Here is a 22087-nt window from a genome sequence, read left to right on the forward strand (position 1 = left end):
TGACTTTCAAACGAAAGACGAAAATGATAGCGGGCCGGACTGCATCAGGGAGAAACGTGCCGGATGATCTATCTCGACAATGTCGCCGTCTTTGTCCGTGTGGTGGAGCTGGGCACGCTTTCCGCCGCCGGGCGAGACCTGCGCATATCGCCGGCCGTTGCCTCGCACCGGATCAAGGAGCTCGAGAAGCATCTGGGCGTACGCCTGTTCAACCGCACCACCCGGCAGGTCAGCCCGACCGAACATGGCCGCGCCTTCTATGAGGGCGCCAAGAAGGTTCTGGATGCGGTCGCGGAGGCGGAGGCCAACGTGGCCTCGCTGTCGGACAGGCCGCGCGGGGTGATCCGCGTTACGGCGCCGCTGGGCTTCGGCCGCCGCTTCATCGCTTCCGGCATTCCCGAATTTCACGATCGCTTTCCGGAGATCGAGGTGCGGCTGCGCCTGTCGGACCACAATGTGGATATGATGAAGGAGGGCATCGACCTGGCCTTCCGGCTTGGCCTCATGGAAGATTCCAGCCTCCGGATGCGCGGCATACTGGAATGCGAGCGCGTGCTGGTGGCATCGGCGGAGTATCTGGCGCGCAAGGGCGTGCCGGAGGTTCCCGCTGCGCTGGTTACCGGAGGGCACGAATGCCTGCTCTTGCGCTTTCCGGGATCGCGGGAATTCTTCTGGACGCTGCATGGGCCGGACGGACCGGAGAAGGTGGATGTGAGCGGGCCGTTCGATTCGGACGATGGCGACGTTCTGACCGACTGGGCGCTGGCCGGGCGCGGCATCGTGATGAAGCCCCGCTTCGAGGTGGAGCCTTATTTGCGCTCCGGCCGGCTGCAGGTCGTGCTACCGCAGGCACCCCCGCCTGCCGTACAGCTTGCGGCGGTCTATCCGCACCGCAAGTTCCAGGACCCCAAGCTGCGGCTGTTTCTGGAGTTCATGGTAGCGCGCTGCCAGCGCATGGTGCGCGATGCGCTGGCAGCCGCGTGATGGCGAGGCCGTCAGCTACCCCGGTAGGTGGAGTAGCTGAACGGAGAGATCAGCAGCGGTACGTGATAATGCGCCGCTTCTGCCATGCCGAAGCGGATCGGCACACGGTCCAGGAACAGCGGTTCCGAAAGGCCGGGCGCGGTGCTTTTCAGATAATCGCCGGCATGGAAAAGCAGCTCGTACACACCGGTGGAGAAGTCCGCGCCGGACAGGATGGGCCCATCGCACCGGCCGTCATCATTGGTGACGACCGTCTTCAGGTGAACGCGGCTATCCCCGTCCAGCCGGAACAGCTCTATGCGCATGCCGGCGGCCGGACGCCCGGTTGCCGTATCCAGAACATGCGTGGTCAACCGTCCTGTCGTATCGGCCATGGGATCCTCTCTCTTTTCGACTTGCACAGGATACCCTAACGCCGGAACCGAAACCTCATGGATGCTGTCCGGCAGGAAAGACTTTCAAATTCGTGGGGGTGAATGCGGCCGGGCAAGCTATTCTAACCTCGATTTCGAGTGGAATGGAGACGACGCTATGGGCACCGCCGACCGTTATGTACGCAACATGCGGGGTTATGGACCAAACCCGCCCGATGCGCGCTGGCCGGGGGGCGCCAAAGTGGCCGTATCCTTCGTCGTCAATTACGAGGAAGGCGGCGAGAACAACGTGCTGCACGGGGATGCCGCTTCGGAGGCTTTCCTGTCCGAGATCGTCGGCGCGGCGCCGTGGCCGGGCAAGCGCCACTGGAACATGGAATCCATCTACGAGTACGGCGCGCGCGTCGGCTTCTGGCGGCTGCACCGGCTGTTCACGCAGAGTGCCGTGCCGGTAACGGTGTACGGGGTGGCAACCGCGCTTGCCCGCTCGCCCGAGCAGGTCGAGGCCATGAAGGCCGCCGATTGGGAGATCGCATCGCACGGCCTGCGCTGGATCGACTATCGCGACCATGCCGAGGCCGACGAGGCGAAAGACCTGGACGAGGCGATCCGGCTGCATACCGAAGTCGTGGGCGAGCGTCCGACCGGCCTGTATCTCGGCCGCACATCGAGCTGGTCGGTGCGGCTGGCCGCAGCGGAAAAGGGCTTCGTCTGGATATCGGACACCTATGACGACGACCTGCCCTACTGGCTCGACCATGATGGCCACGGCAATGGCATAGACCCGCAGCTCGTGTTGCCCTACACGCTCGACGCCAACGACATGCGCTTCGCCACGCCGCAAGGCTTCAACACCGGCGAGCAGTTCTTCACCTATCTCAAGGATGCCTTCGACACGCATTATGCCGAAGGCGCGGAAGGCCGCCCGTCGATGATGACCATCGGCCTGCACTGCCGCCTGATCGGGCGGCCGGGCCGCTTTGCCGCGCTCCGCCGCTTCGTGGAATATGTCAGGGGCCATGAGGACGTCTGGATTGCCCGGCGTATCGACATTGCGCGGCACTGGATTGCAGGACATCCCTACCAGGCACCGTCGCTGCGGCCATCGCGGATGGCGCGGGCGGATTTCGTCACCCGCTTCGGCTCGATCTACGAGCATTCGCCCTTCATCGCCGAACGGGCTTTCGACCTGGAGCTTGGGCCCGCGCATGACAGCGCGGCCGGCCTTGCCAACGCCCTGGCCCGCGCCTTCCGTTCGTCCAGCGCAGAGGAAAGGCTGGGCGTTCTGCAGGCCCACCCCGATCTGGCCGGCAAGCTTGCCGCGGCAAAGCGGCTGACCGACGAGTCCACGCGGGAGCAGGCATCGGCCGGACTGGATGCCCTGACCGATGACGAAAGGGCGAAGTTCACGCAGCTCAACGAGGCCTATGTGGCCAAGTTCGGCTTTCCCTTCATCATTGCCGTGCGCGACCACGACAAGGCGTCCATCCTGTCGGCTTTCGAGCAACGCCTTTCGAACGACCGCGACAGCGAACTGGCCACCGCCTGCCGGCAGGTGGAGCGGATCGCGACCCTGCGCCTCAAGGAGATCCTCCCGCAATGAACGCAAAGACGATGAACCGCAGCTATTACGCGCCCACCGGCGGGCTGCCGCCGCAGACGCAACTGCTGACCGACAGGGCGGTGTTCACAGAGGCCTATGCCGTCATTCCGAAGGGCACGATGAGCGACATCGTGACCAGCCTTCTGCCGCACTGGACCGGAACCCGTCTGTGGGTATTGTCGCGCCCATTGTCCGGCTTTGCGGAAACCTTCTCCCAGTACATCATGGAAGTGCAGCCGGGCGGCGGCTCCGACCGGCCCGAGAGCGACCCGGACGCCGAGGGCGTACTCTTCGTGGTCGAGGGGGAGATCACCGTCAGCGTAGACGGGGAAGCCCATCGCCTGCATGCCGGCTGCTACGCCTATCTGCCGCCATCCAGCAACTGGACCCTGTCCAACGGAGGCGATCGCGTTGCGCGGTTCCACTGGGTGCGCAAGGCCTACGAGGCGGTCGATGGTATCGACGTGCCGGAGCCGCTGTTCCTCGACGAAGCCTCGATTGCGCCGACGCCCATGCCGGGCACCGACGGCAAGTGGGCGACAACACGCTTCGTCGACCCGGCCGACCTTCGGCACGACATGCACGTGACCATCGTCACGTTGCAGCCGGGCGCGGTCATCCCCTTCGCCGAAACCCATGTCATGGAACACGGGCTCTACGTGCTGGAGGGCAAGGCCGTCTACCACCTCAACCAGGACTGGGTAGAGGTCGAGGCCGGCGATTACATGTGGCTGCGCGCCTTCTGCCCGCAAGCCTGCTATGCGGGCGGCCCGGGCAATTTCCGCTATCTTCTCTACAAGGACGTCAACCGCCACATGGCGCTACCGCGTCGGGGCCGGGCATGAGCCCCGTCGTGACGGCCAGGCCGCTGACACGCGCGGCCTTTGCCCCCTATGGCGATGTGCTGGATACCGATTGGACGAATCACTATCCGATCAATGCCGGCCGCTGCGAGCGCTTCCACGAGCTGGCGCGCATCGAAACCATCGGCGAGGATGCGCGGGCCATCCTGTCGATCTTCTGCGGCACACCCTACGACATGCCCCTCACCCTGACGCTGGTGGAGCGGCACCCGCTGGGTAGCCAGGCCTTCATGCCGATGGACGGGCGGCCTTTCCTGGTGGTCGTCTGCCCGGACGAGGATGGCCGGCCCGGCCGTCCGGAGGCGTTCGTGACGGCCCCGGGACAAGGGGTCAACTACCATCGCAATGTCTGGCACGGCGTGCTGACGCCGCTTGGGCAACCGCAGAACTTCATCGTGGCCGACCGGGGCGGAAGCGGCAACAATCTTGAAGAGTTCACCCTGGACGAGCCCTTCACAATCGCGCTTCCGAAGGACATGGCCCATGAATAGTGAGATGATCGACCGGCTGTTCGACGTGATCGAGCAGGACATCGTCCCCAGGACACGCGCCGGCGTCGCCGCCGGCAACAAGGTGTTCGGAGCGGCGATCCTGCGCAAGGACGATCTGTCGGTGGTGGTGGCGGAAACCAACAACGAGCTGGAAAATCCGCTTTGGCATGGCGAGATGCATGCGCTGAAGCGCTTTTACGAAATGCGCAAGGAAGACAGGCCCGACACGCGGGACTGCGTCTTCCTGTCGACGCACGAGCCGTGCACCCTTTGCCTGTCGGCGATCACCTGGGCCGGGTTCGACAATTTCTCCTACTTCTTCAGCCACGAGGATTCACGGGATGCCTTCGCCATCCCGCATGACCTTGCCATCCTGAAGGAAGTGTTCGGGCTGGAGCCGGGCGGCTACCGCCGCACCAACGCCTATTGGACAAGCACCGCCCTTGCCGGCGCGGTGGAGGCGGCGCCCGATGGCGCACGGCCCCGGCTGCGGGCCCGCGCGGATGCCATCCGTTCGGCATATGACGGGCTTTCGGGCACGTATCAGGCGTCCAAGGCCGGCAACGACATTCCCTTGTCGTAAAGACTTTCAAACCGACTGACGGAAATGCGCGAGCGGAACCCAGAGTAGGCTCGCTGTGATCGGCCCTGCCCCAGATAACAACAAAACGGGGGCATGGCCGAGATGCGCCGCATGGCGCATCATGATCAGGACAAACAGGGAGGACCGTTCCTGATGACCCCCAATTCCATTGGCGCCGATACCGCCGGCCCGCAGACGGGCGTTCATCCCGTAGACGAGATGCTGCCGGCCCCCAAGCTGTTCACGCTGGGCCTGCAACACGTGCTGGTCATGTATGCCGGCGCGGTGGCCGTGCCGCTTATCGTCGGCCGCGCCTTGCAGCTTACGCCGACACAGGTGGCCCTTCTGATCTCGGCGGACCTGTTCGTCTGCGGCATCGTCACGCTTATCCAGTCGCTCGGCGCGACACGCTGGTTCGGCATCAAGATGCCGGTGATGATGGGCGTCACCTTCGCGGCGGTCGGCCCGATGGTCGCCATCGGTACGGCCAACCCCGGCGTCGACGGCGCACGCATGATCTTCGGCTCGATCATCGCCGCAGGCTTCATCGCCATCTTTCTGGCGCCACTGGTGGCGCGGATGCTGCGCTTCTTTCCGCCGGTGGTGACGGGCTCCATCATCCTCGTCATCGGCGTGACGCTGATGCGCGTCGGCATAGACTGGGTCTTCGGCATTCAGCGCGGCCCCACCGCACCCCAGGTGGTGGACCCGGCGCATGCGGCGTGGCTGCAGGCCGCCGCCGCCAATGCCCCGGCAATGCCGGACGGGCTGAGGCTGGCCGCGACCGTGGACAACCCGGCCTATGCCCAGCCCTCGCACATCGCCATTTCGGCCCTCGTGCTGGTCGTAGTGCTGCTGATCGCCCGGTATGGCCGCGGGTTCCTGTCCAATATCTGCGTCCTGATCGGCATCGTGCTCGGCGGCGTCGTGGCCGCGCTTGCCGGCATGATGGACTTTTCCCATGTGGGAAGTGCCGGCTGGTTCGCCTTCGTCACGCCGTTCAGCTTCGGCACGCCCATCTTCGAGCCGGTCATGATCGCGACCATGGTGCTGGTGATGATCGTGACCCTGATCGAGTCCACCGGCATGTTCCTGGCCTTGAGCGACCTGACCGGGCGCAAGCTGACCCGGCCCATGCTGGAGGCCGGCCTGCGCACCGATGGCCTCGGAACCGTCATCGGCGGCATCTTCAACACCTTTCCCTACACGTCCTTCTCTCAGAATGTCGGCCTTGTGGGCGTTACCGGTATCCGCTCCCGCTATGTCTGCGCCGCCGGCGGCGTCATCCTGATATGCCTGGGGCTCGTCCCCAAGATGGGCGCCCTCGCCGAAGCCATTCCGACCTTCGTCCTGGGTGGCGCGGGCATCGTCATGTTCGGCATGGTGGCGGCGACGGGAGTGCGCATCCTGGGCGCCGGTGCGGACTTTGCCCGTAACCGCCACAACATGTTCATCGTTGCGGTCAGCCTGGGCTTCGGCATGATCCCGATGGTCGCGCCGCATTTCCTGATGTGGATGCCGCATGCGCTGCACCCGCTGATCGAATCCGGCATCCTGCTGGCCAGCATATCGGCCGTGGCGTTGAACGCGTTCTTCAACGGTGCCGGCGCAACGGAAGCGGATCTGCGTGCCGCGGCGCAGGTGGCAGAGCACTGACCGCTTCCACACGGTCGACTGCGCCACCCTTGAGAGCCCTGCCGGCGACGTAGGTTTCGACGACGGCACGGTCATCGCCCATGGTCTGCAGGATGAACAGCTCATCCTCCAGGCAGCGGGCACGCTCCGCCCGCAGCGCCATGGCGGGCGTGGCAGCCGGATCGAGAACGACGATATCGGCGGCGCTGCCATCGGCCAGCGTGCCGATATAGTGTGCCAGTCCGAGCGCCAGCGCGTTGCCGCGCGTCGCCTTGTGGAACCCGGCCAGAATGCCCAGCTTGTCGCCGCGAAGCTGCCGCACATCATAGGCCGCCGCGAGGGTGCGCAGCATCGAATAGGAGGTGCCTGCACCGATATCCGTGGCGATGGCACTGACGATACCGCGCCCTTCCAGCGTCCGCCCGGCAAACAGGCCGGAGCCGAGGAACAGGTTGGAGGTCGGGCAATGGACGGCGCGCGCGCCGCTTTCCGCCATGCGCTCTATCTCCCGCTCTTCCAGATGGATGGCATGGGCCAGATGCAGGCGCGGCGACAGGAGGCCGACGCTTTCGTAGATATCCAGATAATCGCGAGCCTTCGGATAGAGCGACAGCGTATACGCGATCTCGGCAAGGTTTTCCGAAAGGTGCGTCTGCACGATGCAATCGGGGTGTTCACGCGCCAGGGCGCCGGCCGCTTCGAGCTGGCCTTGCGTCGACGTGATCGCGAAGCGCGGCGTGATCGCATAGGCAAGCCTGCCGCGCCCATGCCACCGGGCGATCAGGGCCTTGCTATCGTCATAGCTGGACTGCGCCGTATCCAGGACGCTGTCCGGCGCGTTCCGGTCCATCATCGTCTTTCCGGCCACCAGGCACATGTTGCGCGCCTCGGCGGCGGCCATCAGCGCGTCGACGGACGTCGCGTGGCTGGAGCCGAAGGCCAGCGCCGTCGTGGTGCCGTTGCGCGAAAATTCGTCCAGGATGAACTCCGCCATCCGCTGGGCGTGGGCCGCATCGCAAAAACGCCCTTCCTCCGGGAAGACGTAGCTGTTGAGCCAGTCGAGAAGCTGCTCGCCCCAGCTTGCCACCACCTGCACCTGCGGAAAGTGGATATGGGCGTCGATGAAGCCGGGCATCAGGATATGCGGGCGATGATCCACCACGCGCGCACCGCGTCCGTCCATATCGGAAAAAGGACCGCTGGCGACGATACGCCCATGCTCGATCAGGATTGCGCCATCCTCGATCCACCGGTGAGTGTTCGTGTCCGTCTCCGGATCGCCGTGGAAATCAAGCAGGCGTCCGCGCAGCAACGTCTTCATGGTTTTCTTCCTTCATATCAGCGGGGCCGAACAGCCCCATCAACTCGGCGGCGGTAAACGCGGCGATGACTTCCGGACGCTTGTCCCTGGAGAAGCCCGCGCCGATAGGGCAGGTCAGCCCGGTGTCCGAAAGGCCGGGCACGGACCGACGCAGCCATGAGCGGAAGCTGGCCCGCTTGGTGGAAGAGCCGATCATGCCGACATAGGCCGCATCGCCGCGCCCCAACGCCTCCGCAGCCAGGAGAAAGTCGAGCGCATGGTCGTGCGTCAGGATCACGTAGGCCGTGTTGGCCGGCGCGGCGCGCACCTCGGCCTCCGGAATGGGCGTCAGCACCCGCTCGATCCCGTCGGGCAGCAGCGAAAGCTCATCCGTGCGCGGATCGATGACGCGGAAGGCAACCGGAAGCAGCGACAGGGCCCGTGCAAGGGCGCGTCCGACATGCCCGGCGCCGAAGATCAGAACCGTCGGCAGGTTTGGTGCGGGGGCATCCTCGCCCTCGGTGCCGGTCAGTTGCAGCGTGACGTGTCCGCCGCAGCATTGGCCGATGGCCGGCCCCAGCGGAACCTCCATCCGCAGCGCGCCGCCGCCGGCCGCAAGAAGGCGTCGCGCCTCCGCGATGGCCATGTATTCGAGCTGTCCGCCGCCGATGGTCCCGACGAGGCGATCGGCATGCACGTCCATGAAGGTCCCGGACTCGCGGGGGGCAGAGCCACGGACCCGCACGATGGCGACACGCACGAACATGTCATGCACCACGCTTCATGCGGTCGATGGCCATCAGCACCCGCTCCGGTGTTGCCGGCGCGTCGAGACGCGGGCAGATGCGATAATCCGCGAACGAGGCGACGGCCATGCCGATGGCCTCGAAAACCGATATGCCGAGGCAGAAGGGTGGCTCGCCCACGGCCTTGGACCGCTTGATCGAGCGCTCCTTGTTGACCGACCAGTCGGCCAGCGCGACGTTGAACACCTTGGGCCGGTCGGAGGCCAGGGGGATCTTGTAGGTGGACGGCGCATGGGTGCGCAGTTCGCCCTCGGCGTTCCACCACAGCTCTTCCGAGGTAAGCCAGCCGGTGCCCTGCACGAAGGCTCCCTCGACCTGCCCCTTGTCGAGCGCCGGGTTCAACGACTTGCCGACATCGTGCAGGATATCCGCACGCTCGATCACGTATTCGCCCGTCAGGCTATCCACCGATACCTCGGCGACCGCCGCACCATAGGAGAAGTAGTAGAAGGGACGGCCCTGCCCCGTCTGCCTGTTCCAGTGGATCTTGGGCGTCTTGTAGAAGCCGGCCGCCGAAAGCTGGATGCGCGCCATGTAGGCTGCGCGGATGAAGGCGTCGAAGGCCATCACCCTTTGCCCAAGCACCACGCCGGCCGGTGTCAGCGCAAACTCGTCCGGGGTGATGTCGTAGGCCTCCACGGCAAAGGCGCGCAGCCGATCCACGATCTGCCTGCAGGCGTCTTCTGCCGCCATGCCGTTCAGGTCTGTGCCGGAGGATGCCGCCGTTGCCGACGTATTCGGCACCTTGTCGGTCTGGGTCCGGGTAATCAGCACGCGGTCGATATCCACCTGGAAGGCATCGGCCACCACCTGCGCAACCTTGGTGTGCAGTCCCTGGCCCATCTCGCAGCCGCCATGGTTCAACTGGATCGAGCCATCGGAATAGACATGCACCAGCGCTCCGGCCTGGTTGAACCATGTCGCAGTGAACGAGATCCCGAACTTGACCGGCACCAGCGCGATGCCACGGCGGATGACCCCGCCGCGTGCGTTGGCCTCCAATATGGCGCGCCGGCGCGCCTGATAATCGCTGCTGGCCTCCAGCTCGTCGATCAGGCGGGGCAGGATCTGGTCTTCGACGGTCTGGTGATAGGGCGTTAGCTGGCCGTTCTCGTACAGGTTGCGGCGGCGCACCGCCAACGTGTCCTGTCCCGTCGCATAGGCGATCTCTTCCACGATCCGCTCGGCGGCGATGATGCCCTGCGGTCCGCCAAAACCGCGGAAGGCGGTATTGGAAACCGTATTGGTTTTCAGGGGATGCGAGCTCAACCGCACATGCGGATAGAAATAAGCGTTGTCGGCGTGGAACAGCGCCCGATCGGTGACCGGGCCGGACAAGTCGGCCGAGAAGCCGCACCGCGCCGCATAGTCGCCGCGCACCGCCTGGATACGGCCCGTATCGTCGAAGCCGACGTCGTAATCGATGGCGAAGTCGTGCCGCTTGCCGGTTGCAACCATGTCGTCGTCGCGGTCCGGCCGCAGCTTGACCGCGCATTTCAGCCGCTTCGCCGCGATGGCGGCAACGCAGGCGAACAGGTTCATCTGCGTTTCTTTGCCGCCGAAGCCGCCGCCCATGCGGCGCACCGAAACGGTGACGGCATTGGCCGGCACGCCGAGGGCGTGCGAAACCATGTGCTGCACTTCCGAGGGATGCTGTGTCGACACGTGGACGGTGACTTCGGCATCCTCGCCCGGCACGGCCAGCGCGATCTGGCCCTCCAGATAGAAGTGATCCTGCCCGCCGACGACCATGCGTCCGGCCAGCCTGTGCGGCGCGCCGGCCAACGCGGTATCCACTTCGCCGCGCTGCAGCGTCAGCGGCGCCGTAACATAGGGGTAGCCTGCCGCCGTCGCGCTCTCGATATCCAGCGCGTGCGGCAGCTTGCGGTAGCGCACCTTGGCCAGCCTTGCCGCGCGGCGTGCCAACTCGCGCGTTTGCGCCACGACGGCAAACAGCGGCTGGCCCCAGAACTCGACCGTCTCAGTCGCGAAGATGGGGTCGTCATGCAGGCCATTCGGCGAAATGTCGTTGACGCCCGGTATGTCGGCGGCGGTCATGACCCAGCAAACGCCCGGCGCGGCCTCGACGGCCGACAGGTCCATCGCCTCGATATGGCCATGCGCAACGGTGGACAGGCCAAGGCACGCATGCAGCGTACCCACGGGCTCCATGATATCGTCGGTATATTCGGCGGTACCGGTGACGTGCTTGTGGGCACTGTCATGCCGCAATGACTGGTGGACGCCCCCCGCGATGCGGTTGGCGATGGCTGCGTTGTCGTCCTTCATGCCACCCTCCCCATGATGGTCGCGTCCACGCCGCGATCCAGCCGATGGACGTCGCCGGTTCCGTGCTCCAGCCAGAAACGGCGTAAGAGATTGGCCGCCACGAGCAGCCTGTAGTCGGCGCTGGCGCGCCAGTCGGACAGGGGCGTGAAATCTTCCGGTATGGCGGCTGCGGCCGCTTCGAAGCTGCGCTCGCAGAAGGGCGCGCCGGTCAGGGTAACCTCGGCGCCCGTCGCGCGCTTCGGCGTGCCCGCCATGCCGCCGAAGGCGATGCGCGCCTCTTCTATGATGCCGTCGCGCACGGTGATGCAGAAGCCTGCCGCGACGGCCGAGATATCGGCATGATGGCGCTTGGATACCTTGTAGGCGGACACCAGGCGGCCCGCCGGCAAGGGCACATGGATGGTCTCAAGGAACTCGCCCTTCTGCCTGTCCTGTTTTCCGTATGCGATGAAGAAATCCTCGAGCTTCATCCGGCGGCGCTGCCCGCGATGGCGCAAGGTAATCTCCGCACCCAGCGCGATCATCAGCGGCGGCGTCTCGCCGATGGGCGAGCCATTGGCGATGTTGCCGCCGATCGTGCCGGCATTGCGCACCTGCCAGCCGCCGATGCGCGACCAGTAGTCGGCAGCGCCCGGCACCAGCCGCCGGATGGTGTCCTCTGCCTCGCTGTAGGTGGCGCCGGCGCCGATGGACAGCCATTCGCCGTCCTGGGTAACGCCCTTCAATCCATCGAGGCCGCCGATGAAGATGGCGGGCGAAATCGGCTTCAGAAACTTGGTGACCCACAGGCCGACATCGGTTGCGCCGGCTACCAGCGTAGCCTCCGGCATGTCGGCATAGATCTGCGCGAACTGATCGAGATCGGCCGGCACCACGCCAAGGCCGGACGGGCCCTCCAGCCGCGCGCCGCTGCCGGCCAGTTTCGCCAACCGCGCCATGATGTCTTCCCGTTCGACGGCAAGCCTGTCGAAGGCCTGTCCGCCCGCGGCGGCTGCGGCCAGTGCAGCGCGCACGATGCTTTCATATCCGGTGCAGCGGCAGAGATTGCCCTGCAGCGCCGTCTCCACCGCGACGGCATCGGGTTTGGGATTACCGATCCACAGGCCGTACAGCGCCATGACGATGCCGGGCGTGCAGAAGCCGCACTGCGAGCCATGGTGCTCCATCATCGCCAGCTGCACGGGGTGCAGGCCGCCTTGTGCACCCCTCAGATGCTCGATGGTTACGACATGGGTTGCGTGGCAGGACGCCAGGAAACGGATGCAGGCGTTGACCGGCTCGTAGACGAGGCGACCGTCCATGAGACGGCCGACAAGCACGGTGCACGCGCCGCAATCTCCCTCGGCGCAGCCCTCCTTTGTCCCCGTCAGGCGCAGTTGCAGGCGCAGGAAATCCAGAAGCGTCGCATCGGGTGCGCCGTCGCGCACCTCGATATCGCGATCGTTGAGAATGAACCGTATCCCATCGGCGTCGCGCATTCGGCTTCCTCCCTTGCGTTGCGGTGAGACTAAGTCCGAGCGCCCCCTTGCCGACAGGCATCGTTTCGATGAAGACTTTATAGATCGCGTAGATAATCGCGGTTCTCCCATCATCAGGGTCGGACATCGCATGACGCATATCGACAGCCTGAGGCTTTTCATCCGTGTCGTCGAACTGGGCAGCATCACCGCCGGCGGGCGCGATGTGCGCATGACGCCGGCCGTCGCTTCCAACCGCATCCGCGCGCTGGAGCAGGCGCTGGGCATCCAGCTATTCAACCGCACGACGCGCAAGCTGAAGCCGACGGAGGCGGCACAGCTCTACTACGAACATGCGCGGCGCATCGTCGATGCCGTCGAGGAGGCCGACGCCCAGATGGCCGGCTATGCCGGACGCCCGCGCGGAACCATCCGCGTGGCTGCGCCGCTTGTGGCCGGCAAGACAATCGTCGGGCCGATCATTCCGGCTTTCGCCGACGCCTACCCCGACATCGAGCTGCGGGTACGGCTGACCGACCGGACCATCGACGTCTTCGACGACAGTCTCGACCTTGTCTTCTTTCTGGGGGAACTGCACGATTCCGGCCTGAGCTGGGCGCATATCGCGGATTGCGACCGCGTCATCTGCGCCGCCCCTTCTTACCTTGCACGCCACGGCACGCCGGAACGGCCCGAAGACCTTGCCGCACACAACTGCCTGCTGCTGCGCTATCCGCGCTCCTCGGAATATTACTGGGTGCTGACCGGTGCGGACGGACCGCAGAAGATGCTGGTCAAGGGCAGCTTCGACGCCGACGACAGCGGCCTGCTCCTGGAATGGGCGCTGGCCGGAGCCGGCATCGTCAACCGGCCGCGCTTCGAGGTGGCCGCCGATCTGGCGGCAGGCAGGCTCGTGGAACTGCTGTCCGGGCACGCGCCGCCGCCGGCGCGATTTGGCCTGTTGTACCCCCATAGCCGCATGCGCAATCCGAAGTTGAAGGTTTTTGTGGACTTCGCGGTGCGTGAAGCAAAGAAAGCCCACCAGCGATTGTTGTCAGTCGAGGCGGCATGATTTTCAATCATCTGTAGAAACTGAGTCCGCGAGTTCTGGTTAATCGCCTTGCCGCGATCTCCGTATTCTGGCCCGCATGAGCGGGATTGAACCCGACACCCCGGGAGGAATGATGGCAGGGAAATGGTTCGACCTCGAGGCATTGGGTACCAATGTCCGTACCGAGGTAATCGCCGGTGTCACCACGTTTTTGACGATGGCGTACATCATCTTCGTAAACCCCGAAATCCTGGCGACGACAGGCATGGACCACGGGGCGGTCTTCGTGGCCACGTGCCTTGCCGCCGCGCTCGGCTCGGCCATCATGGGCCTGTGGGCGAACTGGCCGGTAGCCATGGCGCCCGGCATGGGCCTCAACGCCTTCTTCGCCTTCACCGTCGTCGCCGGCCTCGGCTTCACATGGCAGCAGGCGCTGGGTGCGGTCTTCATCTCCGGCCTCATCTTCCTGTTCCTGTCGGTAACCGGCATCCGCCGATGGCTGATCGCCGGCATACCGGCGTCGATGCGCAGCGCCATCGCCGCCGGCATCGGCCTGTTTCTGGCCATCATCGCGCTCAAGAGCGCCGGCATCGTCGTCGCCAGCCCGGCCACGCTGATTACCCTCGGCGATCTGACCGCCAGCACGACGCTTCTGGCCATATTCGGCTTCTTCCTGATCGCGGCTCTGGATGCGCTGCGCGTCAAGGGCGCGATCCTGATCGGCATCATCGTGGTTACGCTGGCGGCGATGGTGACCGGTGACACCACCTTCTCCGGCATCGTCGACCTGCCGCCATCCCTGGCGCCGACCTTCCTGCAACTGGATATCTGGGGCGCCCTTGGCTTCGGCATCATCCATGTCGTGCTGGTGATGGTGCTTGTGGAGGTGTTCGACGCCACCGGCACGCTGATCGGCGTTGCCAAGCGCGCCGGCCTGCTGAAGGAAGGGCCCACCCACCAGAACCCGAACCTCAGCCGCGCCCTGATGGCGGATTCGACGGCCATCCTGGCCGGCTCGGTGCTCGGAACATCGTCCACGACGGCCTATGTCGAAAGTGCATCGGGCGTGCAGGCCGGCGGCCGCTCGGGCCTGACGGCCCTCACCGTCGCCGTCCTGTTCCTGCTGGCGATGTTCTTCTCGCCACTGGCGGCGGCCGTTCCCGCTGCGGCGACGGCGCCGGCATTGCTGTTCGTGGCCACGCTGATGATGCGCGAGCTGGTCGAGGTGGAATGGGAAGACGTCACCACCGCCGCGCCCGCGGCGCTGACGGCCCTGGCCATGCCCTTCACCTATTCGATCGCCAACGGCCTCGCCTTCGGCTTCATCTCCTATGCGGTGTTGAAGCTGGTTACGGGTCGCGGCCGAGAAGTGCATCCCGCAACCTGGATCATCGCGGCGCTCTTTGCCATCAAGTTCGCCTTCTTCGGCGAATGACGCTTACGGCCGGCAGTCCAATTCGGGCTGCCGGCCCCTCCTCCCCCGAACGGCCGCACGCTCTATCTTCGCGATGTACACCGTCGGGGCTTTAACTTCATGGATATCATCTCATCCCAGCAGATGCGGAAGCTTCTGCCGCTGCTGACCGCCCTTGCGGTAACCGTGCTCGTCTTGAGCATCTCGGCAATCCTGTATCTCGGCCGGGAAATCTTCGTGCCCTTCGCCCTGGGCATATTGTTGTCCTTCGTGCTGGCGCCCATCGTGATCGGGCTGCAAAGGCTGAACGTTCCGCGCAGCCTTGCCATCTCCGCCGCCATCCTGACGGCGACATGCGCGATCGTCGCGCTGATATTGCTGATCTTCTCGCAGGTCGCCAACCTCGCCGAGGACCTGCCAGGCTACCGCGCCACGATCCAGCAGAAGCTGGACAGCGTCGCCGAGGGTGAGTCACGGCCCAGCGGCCCGTACGGCCGCGCGCTGGAGGCCCTGCAGGGCATTGCATCGGACATCGAGAAGATCGGCGGCAGCGTCCCCGAAGATGCGGACGTTCCGGGTGTCGCGCGGCCAATGCCGGTGACGATCGTCTCGTCCGGCGGGGGCACGCTGGCCACGGCGGCAGCGGTAATCTCTCCGCTTCTCGGTCCGCTGACGACGCTTGGTATCGTCATCGTCTTCGCCATCTTCATTCTGCTGCAGCGCGAAGATCTGCGGAACCGCTTCATCAGGCTTGCCGGCACGGACGACCTGCAGCAGACGACGGCGGCCATCGACGACGCCGCCCTGCGGCTATCGCGCCTGCTTCTGTTCCAGTTCGGCATGAACGCGGCCTTCGGCCTCATCACCGGAGCCGGCCTCTACGTGATCGGCGTGCCGAGCCCGTTCCTGTGGGGCATTCTCGGCGGCATCCTTCGATACATTCCCTATGTCGGCGGGTTCATCGGAGCGGGGCTGCCGATGATGCTGGCCTTCGCAGTCGATCCCGGCTGGAACATGATCCTGTGGACGGCCCTTCTGTACATCGCCGTCGAAACGGCGATGTCCAACATCGTGGAGCCCATCCTGTATGGGCATTCGTCCGGCCTGTCGCCGGTCGCGATCATCCTTGCGGCGCTGATATGGGCTCTGTTGTGGGGCCCTGTCGGGCTGATCCTGGCGACACCGCTGACGATCTGCCTTGTCGTGCTGGCGCGCTATGTGCCGGCGCTCGGCATCATCGACATCATGTTCGGCGACAAGCCGGCCCTGTCGCCGCATCAGATATTCTACCAGCGGATGCTGGCCGGAGAGCCTCAGGAGGCGGGGCTGCAGGCACGCGAATTCCTGCGCGAGCGGGCACTGGTGACCTATTACGACGAAGTGGCGCTGGAAGGCATCCGGCTTGCGCATGACGACGTCGCGCGCCTTGCCGTGCAGGGCAAACGGCTGGAGACGCTGCAGCATGCGGCGATGGCGCTGGTGGAGCGGCTCGACAGGGTGGAAAGCCCCCTGCCGCGCGGCGGCGTGGTGCGGACAGAGGCAAAGGCGGCGGTGGAAGCCGCCGGGCCGGATAGAGCAGGTGCGCTGGTGGTGCAGCGCCCGGAAGACCTCAAGCCCGAATGGCGCGTCGCCCGCCCCGTCGTTTGCATATCCGGCAACGATCCGCTCGATGCGACGGTGGCGGCGATGCTGGCCCAGGTGCTGACGCGGCATGGCCTGACGGCCGAGACGGTGGCCTGGGCTGACCTTGCGAAAAACCCGCCTTCCGCCACTGACGCGTCGGACGTCCGACTGGTCTGCCTGTCCTTCCTGGAGCCGCTTTCCACCGTGCACCTGCGCATGATGGTGCGCCAGGTGCACCGGATTGCCCCGAAGGCCCACGTCTTCGTTGGCATATGGCGTCAACGGGATCCGGCCATGGTGGCGCAGCTTGCCACGCGTCTGCACACGGACGCACTCGTCACCACATTCTCGGCAGCGTTGGTGGAGGCACAGAAGCTGGCCGCGAAGTAACGCGCGGCCCTTACGCGGCCGGCGCGGCGCTGCCCTGCTTTTCCACCAGCGCCTCGATCTGGCCAAGCAGCCTGGCAAAATCCACAGGCTTGGCATGGTAGTCGTCGCAGCCGGCGGCGATGGTCTTTTCACGGTCGCCGGACATAGCATGCGCCGTCAAAGCGATAATCGGCATGCGTGGCAGGGAGGCATCGGCGCGGATGGTGCGCGCCGCTGTCCAGCCGTCGACGATAGGCAGGTTCATATCCAGCAGGATGATGTCCGGATTGGTGATGCGCGCCTTGTCGATGCCGTCCTGCCCATCATGGGCCAGGATCACCTCATACCCCTTGCGCTGCAAGCGACGCGACAGGAAATCCCAGATTTCCTCGTGGTCCTCGACAAGCAGGATGCGCGTCATTCGGAAGTCTCCTGTGCTGGCGAAACGATAACGCGTATCTGGGCGGCAAGCTCCGGCAACTCGATCTCCTTTTTTACGATGACCTCGTCCGTCTCGGCACGAAGCCGGCGGAATTCATCCCGGGTCAGGTCTTTCGATGTCAGTACGATGATCGGGGTCTGCGCCGTCTCCGGACGGGCGCGTGCAGCCCGGATGAAGGCGAAGCCATCCATCTGCGGCATCACCAGGTCGGTCAGGATCAGGTCGGGTGTCTTTTCGGTCAGGGCGTCCAGCGCCATGCGCCCGTTGGACGCCGTCATGACCCCATATCCCTCGCGCTCCAAGATTTCACGCGTGCGGGCCAGAAAATCCTCGTCGTCGTCGACAGCCAGAACCAGCGCGTTGGCGGCCGTGCGGAACCGGTCCATAACCTTGCGCAGATGCCCCCATTCCACGGGCTTGAGCAGGTAATCGGAAGCACCCAGCGCATAGCCGAGGCTGTGCTCGTCGATCACCGTCAGCATCACCACCGGAATACGTGACAGGTCGGCATCGGCCTTGAGCGCCGACAGCACCGACCATCCGTCCATGCGCGGCATCGTCACATCGAGAAGAATGACATCCGGGCGCACCAGCGCCGCCATCTCCAGCCCCGCCAGACCATCGGCCGCTGTGCGGACAAGAAACCCTTCGCGCGTCAGGAAGCGTGCGACAAGGTCGCGTGCGTTCGGATCGTCATCGATGGCCAGCACCACGCCGGACGAGGAATTGCGCTCCGCCGCGGCGATCGGCTGCATGGCCGGCGCCTCCACGACGCTGGCCGTCGCGATGGCGGGAATCTTGATGGTGAAGGTGGTGCCCTCGCCCGACCGGCTGACAACCGCGATGTCGCCCCCCAGCATCTTGGAGAACGCCTTGGTGATGGCAAGGCCCAGCCCGGTGCCGCCGAATTTGCGGGTGGTGGAGGCATCGGCCTGCGTGAAGCGCTGGAACAGCCGGCCCAGCTCTTCCTGCGTCATGCCGATGCCGTCATCCTGCACCTCGAAGACAAGCCAGTCGCGCTTGTCCGCCGCCTCGCGCCGCACCCGAAGGATGATCGTTCCGTTTTCGGTGAACTTGGCCGCGTTGGACAGAAGGTTGATGACGCATTGCCGCAGCTTGACCTGGTCGGTATGGGCCTCGCCAAGGCCAGGCCCCGCGTCGATGACGAAGCGGTTGCCCTTCTTGTCCATGAGGCTTCCGACGGTGGCCGCGATCTCTTCCACGACCGTGTCGACGGAAAAGCTTTCGGTATAGACCTCCATCCGCTCGGCCTCGATCTTCGACAGGTCGAGCACGTCGTTGATGAGGCTCAGAAGGTGGCGAGCATTGGCGTTGATCTTGCCGAGATCCGCAAGCAAACTCTGCTCGCCCATGTCGGTCACTTCTTCCTCGAGCATCTCGGTATAACCGATGACGGCCGTCAGCGGCGTGCGAAGCTCGTGGCTCATATTGGCAATGAACTGGCTTTTCGCCCGGTTGGCATTTTCGGCTATGTCACGCGCGGTTTCCAACTCGCGCTCCTGCGCGCGTTGGTGCGTTACGTCGGTATTGGTGCCGAACCAGCGCAGAACGGCGCCATCCGCCCCACGGATCGGCACCGCGCGCGTCAAGAACCAGCCATAGGTTTCGTCGGCGCCGCGCAGCGGAAAGGTGTCTTCCCATTCCCGCGCCGCAGCCACCGAAGCGTCGAACCCGGCCCGGACACGGTCGATATGGTCGGGATGCACTGCCTCGAGCCAGCGATGGTCTCCGAGGTCTTCCAGGGAGCGACCGGTGTAATCGAACCAGCGGCGATTGTACCAGAAGATGTCCCCGTTCTTTTGAGCCATCCATGCCATCTGCGGGATATTCTCGGCCAGCGCCTCGAACTGGGCGTTGGTCTCCCGAAGCCGCGCCTGCCGCCGCAGGGCCAGCCAGGCCAGCGCCAGTGCCGCGACGGCCGCGATTGCAAACGCGATGCCGGAGACAAGCTCGACCTGCCGCCGCTCTATCGTGATCGAGGCGATCTGCGTCGATGCCCCTTCCTGTACGGTATTGATGATGGCGCGCACGGCATCCATGCGCGCCTTGCCTTCGCCCGAGCGGACCATCTGGGCCGCTGCCTCGAAGCCGTCCACGGCGCGCGTTCGTACCGCCTCTTCCGCAAACTGCGTCTGCGCGCCGATGGCGGATCGCAGCTCATCCAGTGCCGCGCCGTCGGCGTGGGCGTCGGACCATGCGGTCTCGAGCTGGGAGATCTGCGCGCCCAGCGCCGCCAGCGCGCCTTCATAAGGCTCCAGAAAATTCTCAAGCCCCGTCAGAACATATCCGCGCTGCCCGGATTCCAGCGACAGAAGCGTCGACAGCACCTTCTGCGTCTCGTCGATCAGGCGTACCTGCGCCGCGATCGCGTCCGTCTTCTGGGACGATGACCAGAATGTCCACGCAAACAGGGCAATCCCGACCGCGAGAGCGGCGATCGCTGCCTTTTCGAAGCGGCCGAGACGGCCAATCAAGCCGGGCATCTCCCTTGCCGAACCATCACCCATGCAATCCGTACCCGTGGCCAGAAAACCGATGCAGTGGAAGATGGTCCGTCAAGCGGTTTCGGATAGCCCCCCGATGGTGCGGACAAGCTCCGGCTGGGCACCCAGAACCCGATTGCGCCCTGCCCTTTTCGCCTCGTAAAGGGCGCGGTCCGCACGGCTGAACAGGGTTACCCCGGTTTCCTTGCCGTCGGAGGCAATGGCGAAGCCTGCCGTCACCGTGGCTGCAATCGTTTCGCCTTCATTGGAAACAGGTGTCAAAGCCAGTGTTCGGCGAACCGCTTCGCCCAGCGCATGCGCCTGTGGCGCGGCGGCGTTGCGTATCATGATGCCGAATTCCTCGCCGCCCAGGCGGGCCGCAATGGCGCCGTCCGGCACGTGTTGCGCAAGAATGCCGGCGAAATGGACGAGGACCAGGTCTCCGGCCGCGTGGCCATACCGATCGTTGACCTGCTTGAAATGATCCAGGTCGAACAGGATCAGGCAGGTGCCCGGCGCCGCGTGCATTTCCAGAAAATTGTCGGTCAGCGCCCGCCGGTTCGGAAGTTGTGTCAGCGGGTCGGTCAACGATGCGCGGCGATGCTGCTGACTTGTCCGGAACTGCATGAGCGCAAAGGAGATCGCCCCGATACTCGTCAACCCCACGATGGACGCAACGGCGTTGAACTCTTCCGCCCAGCTCGACGGGCGAGCCGTCAGTATGGCCGGCCCCTCGATAAACAATACGGCGGCGCATGCCACAAAGGACAGGGCCGTTGCGCCATACAGCATGGCAATTGCGCCCATACCCAGCAGCGCCTCGTGGCGATGCACCCAGAAGCGCCAACCCGTCAGCGACATCAGGATCGCGACCGCCGCATTGGCGCATGCCGTGGCGAGGCCGGACAGACCCTCCATGAACAGAAGCGTAACCGCGACGACGCCGACGACGCCGATGGCGCAAGGCAGCCGCCAGTACAGCCGCCGCGCGCAAAACAGGCTCGAACCGCAGTCGATGGCGACAAAGCCGACAACCAGCAACACCATGGCCGGCAGGCGCAGCAGCGTCGGGTATCCATCGCCGCTATTATACAGGACGATCGAGGTGATGATGGCTGCAAGGCCGACGGCCCACACCAGCAGATGCTTCTCGTTGCGAAACAGTATCCACGACGACAGCAAGGCGACCGCAAGCGCGGCGCTGGAAAGCCCAGCAGCAGTCAGCAGGGTCGTCAGATCCAGGTGCATGAAACCATCATCGCCGAGGGATGCGCTCCTGCAGCCACCGGCCGTGCGGCGTGGCGGTGCATGAAGCCCACATGAACTTACCTTGCCTCAGACGAAAGGTGTGCGCAATCTCCGATATGGTACGGCAAGCGTCCATGGTTTAGAGAAGCCACACGCGTGACCACGCGCCTCTAAAGGACGACCGAGGATGCTGAAACTCATTCCGCCGCTCATTTCACCCGAGCTTCTTTTGACACTCGCCGAAATGGGCCATGGCGACGATCTCGTCATTGCCGACCGCAACTTCCCGGCGGAGTCGGTGGCCGCTTCCACCGTCACGGGACGCTGCATCCGCCTGTCCAACGTGGACACGACCGAGGCCGCGCGCGAAATCCTGAAACTGTATCCGCTCGACTCCTTCGTGGAAGCGCCGGTGCGGCGGATGGGCGTGGTGGACGATTTCAGCGCCGTGCTGGAGGTCCACACCGCCATGCAAGAGGTTATCGACGAGGCCGAAGGGCGGCCCATCCGTATGGAAACGGTAGAGCGCTTCGCCTTCTACGAGGCGGCGGCCAAAGCCTACGCCGTCGTCCGCACGACGGAAGCGCGCCCCTACGGCTGCTTCATCCTGAAGAAGGGCGTCATCTTCGACTGACCGTCAGGTCAGGTCGATCAGCGGGTTCCAGGCGACTTCCCACAGAAAGCCATCCGGATCGGCAAAGTAGCCGGAACGCCCGCCCCAGAAGACGTCGGTCGCCTGCTTGACGATGCGGGCGCCGACGCGCTCCGCCTCGGCAAGGGCGGTGTCGACATCGCCCTTCTCGGCCACGTTATGCGCAAGGGTGATGCCGCGAAACCCCACTCCGGCGGGCGCAACGCTTGCATCGTCGGCCAGCGCCTCGCGCGGGTAGAGGCTCAGCCAGCTTCCATCGAGCTCGAAGAAGGCAACGCCCTGGGCGTCGAACGGATAGCGCTTGAAGCCAAGCGCTTCATAGAAATTTGTTGCACGGGCCAAGTCGGTTACGCCCAGTGTGACGATGCTGATCTTACCCTTCATCCCTGCCCCTCCCGT

Annotated in this window: 19 protein-coding genes; 10 read left to right on the forward strand and 9 right to left on the reverse strand. The window is 65.0% G+C overall.

All coding sequences use genetic code 11. The features are described 5' to 3' along the window. Positions 1-63 precede the first annotated feature (63 nt). Entirely contained in the window at positions 64-984 is a 921-nt protein-coding gene (locus AUL31_RS14265; RefSeq protein WP_060607849.1) for a LysR family transcriptional regulator, read from the forward strand. An 11-nt stretch (positions 985-995) separates the two neighbouring features. On the opposite strand, the gene uraH is transcribed toward AUL31_RS14265, so the two are convergent. Next, positions 996-1358, reverse strand: coding sequence for a hydroxyisourate hydrolase (uraH, locus tag AUL31_RS14270; protein ID WP_060607852.1), 363 nt, complete (start codon positions 1356-1358; stop codon positions 996-998). 157 nt (positions 1359-1515) lie between these two features. Between uraH and puuE the strand changes: the two genes are divergently transcribed. The 5 genes from puuE (at position 1516) to AUL31_RS14295 (ending at position 6554) form a co-directional block, all read left to right on the forward strand. Beyond that, a complete protein-coding gene (gene puuE, locus AUL31_RS14275) occupies positions 1516-2961 on the forward strand; it encodes an allantoinase PuuE (protein ID WP_244489414.1) in 1446 nt (481 codons plus the stop codon). Positions 2962-2972: 11 nt separating this feature from the next. Further along, positions 2973-3806, forward strand: a complete 834-nt coding sequence (locus AUL31_RS14280) for a bifunctional allantoicase/(S)-ureidoglycine aminohydrolase (protein WP_060608159.1) — start codon at positions 2973-2975, stop codon at positions 3804-3806. After that, positions 3803-4315, forward strand: a complete 513-nt coding sequence (locus tag AUL31_RS14285) for an ureidoglycolate lyase (protein ID WP_060607855.1) — start codon at positions 3803-3805, stop codon at positions 4313-4315. The genes AUL31_RS14280 and AUL31_RS14285 overlap by 4 nt, the downstream gene beginning before the upstream one ends. Next, positions 4308-4898, forward strand: a complete 591-nt coding sequence (locus AUL31_RS14290) for a deaminase (RefSeq protein WP_060607861.1) — start codon at positions 4308-4310, stop codon at positions 4896-4898. Before AUL31_RS14285 ends, AUL31_RS14290 begins: the two co-directional genes overlap by 8 nt. A 153-nt stretch (positions 4899-5051) precedes the next feature. Then, positions 5052-6554, forward strand: coding sequence for a nucleobase:cation symporter-2 family protein (locus tag AUL31_RS14295; protein WP_060608165.1), 1503 nt, complete (start codon positions 5052-5054; stop codon positions 6552-6554). Here the strand turns inward: AUL31_RS14295 and guaD are convergent. The 4 genes from guaD to xdhA are packed head-to-tail and all read right to left on the reverse strand — an operon-like array spanning position 6493 to position 12406. Next, entirely contained in the window at positions 6493-7854 is a 1362-nt protein-coding gene (gene guaD, locus AUL31_RS14300; RefSeq protein ID WP_073469269.1) for a guanine deaminase, read from the reverse strand. The two genes, AUL31_RS14295 and guaD, sit on opposite strands and share 62 nt — an antisense overlap. After that, a complete protein-coding gene (xdhC, locus tag AUL31_RS14305) occupies positions 7823-8599 on the reverse strand; it encodes a xanthine dehydrogenase accessory protein XdhC (RefSeq protein WP_060607864.1) in 777 nt (258 codons plus the stop codon). Before xdhC ends, guaD begins: the two co-directional genes overlap by 32 nt. Before the next feature lies 1 nt (position 8600). Next, entirely contained in the window at positions 8601-10928 is a 2328-nt protein-coding gene (xdhB, locus tag AUL31_RS14310) for a xanthine dehydrogenase molybdopterin binding subunit (RefSeq protein ID WP_060607868.1), read from the reverse strand. Further along, positions 10925-12406 carry a xanthine dehydrogenase small subunit gene (gene xdhA / locus AUL31_RS14315; RefSeq protein ID WP_060607871.1) on the reverse strand — a complete coding sequence of 494 codons (1482 nt, stop codon included), beginning with the start codon at positions 12404-12406 and terminating at the stop codon, positions 10925-10927. The genes xdhB and xdhA overlap by 4 nt, the downstream gene beginning before the upstream one ends. Before the next feature lie 130 nt (positions 12407-12536). Between xdhA and AUL31_RS14320 the strand changes: the two genes are divergently transcribed. From AUL31_RS14320 to AUL31_RS14330, 3 genes are all read left to right on the forward strand, one after another. Further along, positions 12537-13457 carry a LysR family transcriptional regulator gene (locus tag AUL31_RS14320; RefSeq protein WP_060607875.1) on the forward strand — a complete coding sequence of 307 codons (921 nt, stop codon included), beginning with the start codon at positions 12537-12539 and terminating at the stop codon, positions 13455-13457. A gap of 112 nt (positions 13458-13569) precedes the next feature. After that, positions 13570-14871: an NCS2 family permease gene (locus tag AUL31_RS14325; RefSeq protein WP_060608168.1), complete on the forward strand. Its 1302-nt coding sequence runs from the start codon at positions 13570-13572 to the stop codon at positions 14869-14871. 99 nt (positions 14872-14970) lie between these two features. Then, positions 14971-16863 (forward strand): AI-2E family transporter, encoded by a 1893-nt coding sequence (locus AUL31_RS14330; protein WP_060607878.1) that lies wholly within the window; start codon positions 14971-14973, stop codon positions 16861-16863. A gap of 10 nt (positions 16864-16873) precedes the next feature. Here the strand turns inward: AUL31_RS14330 and AUL31_RS14335 are convergent, their stop codons facing one another. The 3 genes from AUL31_RS14335 to AUL31_RS14345 all read right to left on the reverse strand — a co-directional run bounded on the left by AUL31_RS14335 (position 16874) and on the right by AUL31_RS14345 (position 21036). Beyond that, entirely contained in the window at positions 16874-17263 is a 390-nt protein-coding gene (locus AUL31_RS14335; protein ID WP_060607881.1) for a response regulator, read from the reverse strand. Next, positions 17260-19779: a response regulator gene (locus tag AUL31_RS14340; RefSeq protein ID WP_159439803.1), complete on the reverse strand. Its 2520-nt coding sequence runs from the start codon at positions 19777-19779 to the stop codon at positions 17260-17262. The genes AUL31_RS14335 and AUL31_RS14340 overlap by 4 nt, the downstream gene beginning before the upstream one ends. Positions 19780-19860: 81 nt before the next feature. Further along, positions 19861-21036, reverse strand: coding sequence for a GGDEF domain-containing protein (locus AUL31_RS14345; protein WP_060607886.1), 1176 nt, complete (start codon positions 21034-21036; stop codon positions 19861-19863). A gap of 187 nt (positions 21037-21223) precedes the next feature. Here AUL31_RS14345 and AUL31_RS14350 point away from each other — a divergent pair, with 187 nt between their 5' ends. Then, a complete protein-coding gene (locus AUL31_RS14350) occupies positions 21224-21670 on the forward strand; it encodes an RbsD/FucU family protein (RefSeq protein WP_060607887.1) in 447 nt (148 codons plus the stop codon). Positions 21671-21673: 3 nt separating this feature from the next. Here the strand turns inward: AUL31_RS14350 and AUL31_RS14355 are convergent, their stop codons facing one another. Further along, positions 21674-22072 carry a VOC family protein gene (locus tag AUL31_RS14355; RefSeq protein ID WP_060607890.1) on the reverse strand — a complete coding sequence of 133 codons (399 nt, stop codon included), beginning with the start codon at positions 22070-22072 and terminating at the stop codon, positions 21674-21676. Between the last annotated feature and the right edge of the window lie 15 nt (positions 22073-22087).

This window comes from Aureimonas altamirensis (assembly GCF_001463885.1).
In the GTDB taxonomy this organism is placed as follows: Bacteria; Pseudomonadota; Alphaproteobacteria; order Rhizobiales; family Rhizobiaceae; genus Aureimonas; species Aureimonas altamirensis.

Coding starts and splice junctions, on each gene's coding strand:
- uraH (WP_060607852.1), bottom strand. CDS start 1,358: ATGGCCGATACGACAGGACGGTTGACCACGCATGTTCTGGATACGGCA.
- xdhA (WP_060607871.1), bottom strand. CDS start 12,406: ATGCGCGACGCCGATGGGATACGGTTCATTCTCAACGATCGCGATATC.
- guaD (WP_073469269.1), bottom strand. CDS start 7,854: ATGAAGACGTTGCTGCGCGGACGCCTGCTTGATTTCCACGGCGATCCG.
- AUL31_RS14350 (WP_060607887.1), top strand. CDS start 21,224: ATGCTGAAACTCATTCCGCCGCTCATTTCACCCGAGCTTCTTTTGACA.
- xdhB (WP_060607868.1), bottom strand. CDS start 10,928: ATGAAGGACGACAACGCAGCCATCGCCAACCGCATCGCGGGGGGCGTC.
- AUL31_RS14330 (WP_060607878.1), top strand. CDS start 14,971: ATGGATATCATCTCATCCCAGCAGATGCGGAAGCTTCTGCCGCTGCTG.
- AUL31_RS14320 (WP_060607875.1), top strand. CDS start 12,537: ATGACGCATATCGACAGCCTGAGGCTTTTCATCCGTGTCGTCGAACTG.
- AUL31_RS14335 (WP_060607881.1), bottom strand. CDS start 17,263: ATGACGCGCATCCTGCTTGTCGAGGACCACGAGGAAATCTGGGATTTC.
- AUL31_RS14355 (WP_060607890.1), bottom strand. CDS start 22,072: ATGAAGGGTAAGATCAGCATCGTCACACTGGGCGTAACCGACTTGGCC.
- AUL31_RS14345 (WP_060607886.1), bottom strand. CDS start 21,036: ATGCACCTGGATCTGACGACCCTGCTGACTGCTGCTGGGCTTTCCAGC.
- AUL31_RS14265 (WP_060607849.1), top strand. CDS start 64: ATGATCTATCTCGACAATGTCGCCGTCTTTGTCCGTGTGGTGGAGCTG.
- AUL31_RS14290 (WP_060607861.1), top strand. CDS start 4,308: ATGAATAGTGAGATGATCGACCGGCTGTTCGACGTGATCGAGCAGGAC.
- AUL31_RS14280 (WP_060608159.1), top strand. CDS start 2,973: ATGAACCGCAGCTATTACGCGCCCACCGGCGGGCTGCCGCCGCAGACG.
- AUL31_RS14325 (WP_060608168.1), top strand. CDS start 13,570: ATGGCAGGGAAATGGTTCGACCTCGAGGCATTGGGTACCAATGTCCGT.
- AUL31_RS14285 (WP_060607855.1), top strand. CDS start 3,803: ATGAGCCCCGTCGTGACGGCCAGGCCGCTGACACGCGCGGCCTTTGCC.
- xdhC (WP_060607864.1), bottom strand. CDS start 8,599: ATGTTCGTGCGTGTCGCCATCGTGCGGGTCCGTGGCTCTGCCCCCCGC.
- puuE (WP_244489414.1), top strand. CDS start 1,516: ATGGGCACCGCCGACCGTTATGTACGCAACATGCGGGGTTATGGACCA.
- AUL31_RS14295 (WP_060608165.1), top strand. CDS start 5,052: ATGACCCCCAATTCCATTGGCGCCGATACCGCCGGCCCGCAGACGGGC.